Here is a 5,635-nt window from a genome sequence, read left to right on the forward strand (position 1 = left end):
ATAGTGTCCCAAGGAATGGTGTAACTTTGTTCTTCGGCCTTGGCTTGGCCGCAGTTACAGGGCGGCGATTGTCGCCGGGTCCATTGGGGTAGTGTCGCAAATGGCGGCGACGGTTTCCAGTGTCATGTAGCGCCGCGTGATCGCCCATTCATCATTTTGCTCCAGCATCAGTGCTCCGACCAATCGTGTGACTGCGGCTTCATTGGGAAAGATCCCGACGACGTTGGTCCGCCGCTTGATCTCTTTGTTGAGGCGTTCAAGCGGGTTGGTGCTGTGAATCTTGACCCAGTGCTCGCGGGGGAAACTCTTGTAGGCCAGCACGTCATCCTCCGCACGGCGCATCAGCTCTGCAAGCTTGGCATGCCGCGGTTCGAAGGCGTCGAGCAACTTGGCCCAGTGCTCTTTCGAAGCTGTGAGCGTGTCTTGGTCGAAGGCCGTCCGGAGCGCCGCAGTGACGATGGGCTTGTCCTTCTTGCCGACGCAGGCAAGTGCGTTGCGCATAAAGTGGACGCGGCAGCGCTGGACTGTCGCACCGAGCACCTTTGCGGCGGCGGCTTTCAGTCCCTTGTGGTCGTCGGCGATGATTAGACGGGTGCCGCGCAGTCCGCGATCGGCCAGAGAACGCAAGAACTCGTCCCAGAAGACCTCGGCCTCACTGGGCTGGACAGCGATGCCCAGAACCTCGCGGCGTCCATCCAGATTAACCGCCACGGCCACTATGGCAGCGACGCTGACGATCCGACCGCCGCGGCGGACCTTGATGTAAGTCGCGTCAAGCCAGAGATAGGGCCATTCGCCTTCCAGCGGGCGGTTCAGGAATGCATCGACGCGTTCATCAATTTCGCCGCAGAGCCGCGAGACCTGGCTCTTCGATACGCCAGTCATTCCCATCGCCTTGACCAGATCATCCACGGAGCGCGTCGATAGGCCCTGAACATAGGCCTCTTGAATGACGGCCGTCATGGCTTTCTCCGCCGCCCGGCGGGGCTCAAGGAACTCGGGCAGGTAGCTGCCTTTACGCAGCTTTGGGATCTTTACGTCGACCCTTCCTGCACGCGTCTCCCAAGCTCGGGACCGGTATCCGTTGCGATGGTTCATGCGGTCGCTGCTTCGCTCGTGCGCGCTGGCACCGCAGAGCTGATCGACATCCAGCGCCATGAGGCGGTCGGCGACGAACCCGAGCATCTCGGCAAGCAGGTTGCTGTCAGATGACTCCGACAAAAGCGCACGCAGTGCGGCAGTATCTGACAGACTGTTCTTGGTCATGGTCGTTCTCCTCGGTCAAAGTTGGGTCCGCAAACCAAACCTTAACCGAAGAACAACCATGGCCGCCAAGCGACTGACCTGCCCCCCGCGAGATCCCTCACTTTAATGTAGAGTTTGCTCAACCATGAAGGAGCAAACATATGCGAAAGAGCCGTTTTACCGAGGCGCAGATTATTGGGATGATTAACAGGCTGCTGAAAAAGTCGGCCCTCGACGCGGTTATGAGAACATGATTCACTTCCGGCATGGCAGCGGCAGCAGGAGGTGGCGATGCGTGGGACGGACGAGGCAAGCGGGTCGCTGTTCAGCTATGTTGATCTTGAGCAGCGGGTTCCGGATCGTCATCCGCTGCGGTTGATCCGTCGGGTCGTCAATGACGCGCTGGCCAGCCTGGATGCCGAGTTCGCCGCGCTCTACACCGATTTTGGCCGCCCCTCCATCGCGCCGGAGCGACTGATCCGTGCGAGCCTTCTTCAGCTCCTGTTCTCGATCCGCTCGGAACGGCAGCTGATGGAACAGATGAACTATAACCTGCTGTTTCGGTGGTTCGTCGGCCTTGGCATCGACGATCCGGTCTGGGTTCCTACGGTGTTTACCAAGAACCGCGATCGGCTGCTGACGACCGACATGTCGCGCAAGCTGATGGCGGCGATCCTGGCGCACCCGGAGGTCCGTCCGCTCCTCTCGGATGAACACTTCTCGGTAGACGGCACTTTGGTCAAGGCGTGGGCGTCCATGAAGAGCTTTCAGCCCAGGAACAGCGCGCCGCCACCGCATGACGATGATCCTGGCGGACCGCCACCACCGGCCGACGCGACCTTCGCAAACACCGAACCGCAGCCCCAGCAGACAGAAACGCAGCCGATGCCCGACACGCCCCGCCATATCCGCAACGCCGCAGTGAACTTCCGGGGCCAGAAGCGCTCGAACGCAACCCACATCTCTGTGACGGACCCCGATGCCCGTCTCTACAAGAAGGCACCGGGTGCCGCGGCGACATTGTGCTTCATGGGACATACGCTGATGGAGAACCGCAACGGGCTGATCGTGCAGGCCGATTTGACCCATGCCGATGGTTACGGCGAGCGCAAGGCGGCCCTCGAGATGATCAACCGACACTCCCCTGGCTCGACCCGGCGCCTGACGCTTGGAGCAGACAAGGGATATGACAGCGCCAACTTTGTTGCCGCACTCAGGCGCATGGTTGTGACGCCACATGTCGCGCAGAAGGCCCGGAGTTCCGCAATCGACGGGCGAACCACCCAGCATCCCGGTTATGCCTTGTCACAGCGGCGCCGGAAGAAGATCGAGGAACCCTTTGGCTGGGCCAAGACCGTGGGCGGCATGGCCCAGACTGTTCATCGCGGCCTCGACAGGGTCCGCGCCCAATTCACAATGACCATGGCAGCCTGCAATCTGGCCAGACTACCGAAACTCCTTGCCCCCTGACGAAGGGGGCAAACCCGACCCGGCGTCCGCAGTCGCAAAGAGCCACCTTCAAACCGTGGGGGAAGAATAACGTCCTTCAAGGCTGACTTCTTCAGCAGCCTGTTAAGCTTAAGCTATCAGATCAAAGAACACTCGTTGATAACTGTTATCTGTTATCGCCTGCGGCCATCTATCTCTGAAGTTGCAGGGATGTTGATACCTCCGGCCCTAAGACATTCATACAAAAGTTCTTTCTTAGTAAGCCCGCGCCTCGTTGCCTCTGCCGCAAAAGCTTCCTTGATGGGTTCTGGCACATTCGTGAAAGAGAACTGGACACGCGGGGCGTCCTTCATCGCAGATGATTTTGCTTTGCTGACACTTGGCAAAGGTGCCGCCATTGCCTTCAACTTCTTCGAGCTGTTGTCAGCATCCAGATCATCATCGAGGTTTACGCTGACTTTGGCCATGACCCGCTCCTGTAGAAACTGATGAGGCCCCTGCCCTGCAAGTCCGCCAGCACCGACTGAGCCGACCGACGCGCCGATCCTTGTGGGGCTTGCCCTGTAGACGTCATTTCCTTGAACCCTGTCCGGTGCGCGCACATAGCGTTGAGCCGAGGCACATTCTGGGCATCGAGGGCATCGACAATGGCCTGCGTGATGTTTGTTTGTGTATCCACGTCCATCATCACGACCAGGGCCGGAATCTCCTTTTCCATTGTCTCAGCAACACTTTGAACATGTGAATAGGTTCGCTTGGCTCCCTTGGCGTCAGCTTCGTTGGCCTTCGATGGTATCAGGATGAGATTGGCGGCCGCGATGGCGTGCATTGCCATTGCTGACTTGAAGCCTGCTGTATCCACAAAGATTGCGTCATACGGCGGATCAGCCTTCTTCAATGCCTTGACGGTTGGCAGAAGCTTTTCGTCATCTTCTTCGTATAGCCAGTCGAGATCGGTCTGTTCTTTTTTTGCCCACGATTCCAAGTGCCGCTGAGGGTCTGTGTCAATCACGGCGACCCTTGCACCATCCTGAACCATCAGGCTTGCGATGGCCGTCAGAAGTGTCGTTTTTCCCGCGCCGCCCTTTTCTTGCACTACGCTGATAACCTGCGTCATGGCCTGCCTCCATTTTCCCTTAACCCTTAACCCTTAACCAATAACTGTCAACACTTAACAGATATCAGGTATCTGTTAAGTGTTATGGAGCCTTGCCCTTGCGCTCATACCATTTCCGACAAAACCCTATAAAAGCGGCATCCGGGTGACGTGGTGGGTCGTTCATCCACATCCGCCATTCCTGCTCAAGCGCATAGACATCCCATGTGGGAGCAGCCTTTCGAGCCTGATCGTAGGCATCAGAAGACAAACGCACCGATACATCTGAGGCGAACGATGGGCTATCGCCGTAAATCTCTAGGAACTCGGGCTTTGGAGTAATTTCCAGTACATCATGCAAAAGCCTGAAGCGATAATCGGGCATGTGGGACTGAGCCTCATCTGCCCTGCAGATCGCCTTTACAAGGCGTTTGAACTCTTTTGCTGTAGATGTAGAGCCTGTCTTGTGTTGCAGCTTATCTAGCCCGATCCGCCAGACATCCTGCTTTCCGCAGTGCTTTCGTGCCAACTCATACAAGCGCCGCTCCAAAGGTTTGCGAAGCTGAAAATATGCTTTGTTAAGTGTTAGCACATTCTTGTTCTCGATTGCCTTGACGAGCCAGTCACCCATTTCCAGTTCCACGCTGAGAAGGCGTCCTGTGGAGTCCTCCTTGACGATCCGCGCGTCGGTGATGAATGAAATCGAACGCCATTCGCCTAAGCCATGATCATGAATGTTCGTCTCGATCTGCGTAAACTGAAGACGGGTGAGGGCACGTCGAAGCGTTGCGTAGGCCTGTCCGGTAGTATGGCGGTTTGTGGCCTTCAGCAGATCATGGGCTGAAATCCGGACACGACGACCGATCTCCTGACCTTCGTTCTTCGCGGCCATGAGTTGGCTCAAAACATAAATCAGAATATCCCTATCGAAGACATTTGCACGGCCTTCCTCAGCCGCTGGCGTGATCTTCACCTTCACGTTGCCTTGTTCGTACTCGAACGCGGCCAGGTCCTTTTTGACCGAAAGCGAAAACAGGGGGTGTTCCATAGAGGCGCGGTCACTCTTGGGCGTGGCATCCAAGATGTCACAGACAAACAGGTCCGGCTCAGTGTGCCGCTGCGGTAGCAAAGCTGTTCTTTTCCGGGGTCGTGCCATTATTCGATAATCTACCCACCATTATTCGACAGTCTGCCCACCAGAGGCGTGCATTATTCGATACTCTACACACCTTTCTTCGATAGTCTACCCACCTTTCTTCGATACTCTACACACCGGCAGGCTGAAATATAGTGAAATAGAACAACGAAATCAGTGTGTTGCGGAGATGGCGATTCTCGTAACACCTTCTATAACACATATATAACACACAAGTTCTCAGGCAGAGCTGATCATCCCCATCACATGACCACTCACCGTCGATAGAACACGCAGGCATCGACACCCGTGGTTGTCGTGGTCCAGGACGCCCCAAGGACAGCACATGTGGACGCGTTGCTGGCCAAGAAACGAGGAAGCGTCACCGTCAGCACCAGGGCCACAACCAATGCACCCAGACCAAACCAGGGCAGGCGGCTTTTAAGGCGAGCCGCTTTCTGTTCCCGTTCGAACACCGCTCGATAGGCTGTGGACCTGTCATCTTCCGATTTGGCCAAGGCCCCGATGGTCTTGTCCGTCTGGACGCCAAGGCGTCTGACAATCTCGGTCATCGCGTCTGCCGTTGCGCCCAGGTGGCTGTCGAGGGTCTGGCCCAGAAGATCCCCGTATTTTTTCGGATTGGTTTGGTCCCGTGCGGCGAAGGCCGCGATCCGCGCTTCTGTCGCGACCTTGATCTGCTTGTCCGCCAC

The 5,635-nt window shown here is 57.0% G+C and carries 6 protein-coding genes; 1 reads left to right on the forward strand and 5 read right to left on the reverse strand.

What is annotated here, in order from left to right:
* Positions 1–54: 54 nt before the first annotated feature.
* Positions 55–1,266 (reverse strand): IS256 family transposase, encoded by a 1,212-nt coding sequence (locus AC2FLX_RS21730; RefSeq protein WP_037239075.1) that lies wholly within the window; start codon positions 1,264–1,266, stop codon positions 55–57.
* Between the two features lie 270 nt (positions 1,267–1,536).
* Here AC2FLX_RS21730 and AC2FLX_RS21735 point away from each other — a divergent pair, with 270 nt between their 5' ends.
* Positions 1,537–2,715: an IS5-like element ISRssp10 family transposase gene (locus AC2FLX_RS21735; protein WP_008281741.1), complete on the forward strand. Its 1,179-nt coding sequence runs from the start codon at positions 1,537–1,539 to the stop codon at positions 2,713–2,715.
* 152 nt (positions 2,716–2,867) lie between these two features.
* On the opposite strand, the gene AC2FLX_RS21740 is transcribed toward AC2FLX_RS21735, so the two are convergent.
* The 4 genes from AC2FLX_RS21740 to AC2FLX_RS21755 form a co-directional block, all read right to left on the reverse strand.
* Positions 2,868–3,161 carry a hypothetical protein gene (locus AC2FLX_RS21740; RefSeq protein ID WP_037239032.1) on the reverse strand — a complete coding sequence of 98 codons (294 nt, stop codon included), beginning with the start codon at positions 3,159–3,161 and terminating at the stop codon, positions 2,868–2,870.
* Entirely contained in the window at positions 3,143–3,811 is a 669-nt protein-coding gene (locus tag AC2FLX_RS21745; RefSeq protein ID WP_037239034.1) for a ParA family protein, read from the reverse strand. Before AC2FLX_RS21745 ends, AC2FLX_RS21740 begins: the two co-directional genes overlap by 19 nt.
* 82 nt (positions 3,812–3,893) lie before the next feature.
* The gene (locus AC2FLX_RS21750; RefSeq protein ID WP_075571766.1) at positions 3,894–4,946 is read right to left on the reverse strand and encodes a replication initiator protein A; all 1,053 of its coding nucleotides are present in this window, start codon (positions 4,944–4,946) and stop codon (positions 3,894–3,896) included.
* A 254-nt stretch (positions 4,947–5,200) separates the two neighbouring features.
* The coding region (locus tag AC2FLX_RS21755) for a hypothetical protein (RefSeq protein WP_496875554.1) at positions 5,201–5,635 on the reverse strand (435 nt) is incomplete at its 5' end.

Source organism: Ruegeria sp. YKSF57 (genome assembly GCF_059612585.1).

What these genes read in the sequence shown, in the direction of transcription:
- AC2FLX_RS21730 (WP_037239075.1), bottom strand. Translation starts at nt 1,266, where the DNA reads ATGACCAAGAACAGTCTGTCAGATACTGCCGCACTGCGTGCGCTTTTG.
- AC2FLX_RS21735 (WP_008281741.1), top strand. Translation starts at nt 1,537, where the DNA reads ATGCGTGGGACGGACGAGGCAAGCGGGTCGCTGTTCAGCTATGTTGAT.
- AC2FLX_RS21740 (WP_037239032.1), bottom strand. Translation starts at nt 3,161, where the DNA reads ATGGCCAAAGTCAGCGTAAACCTCGATGATGATCTGGATGCTGACAAC.
- AC2FLX_RS21745 (WP_037239034.1), bottom strand. Translation starts at nt 3,811, where the DNA reads ATGACGCAGGTTATCAGCGTAGTGCAAGAAAAGGGCGGCGCGGGAAAA.
- AC2FLX_RS21750 (WP_075571766.1), bottom strand. Translation starts at nt 4,946, where the DNA reads ATGGCACGACCCCGGAAAAGAACAGCTTTGCTACCGCAGCGGCACACT.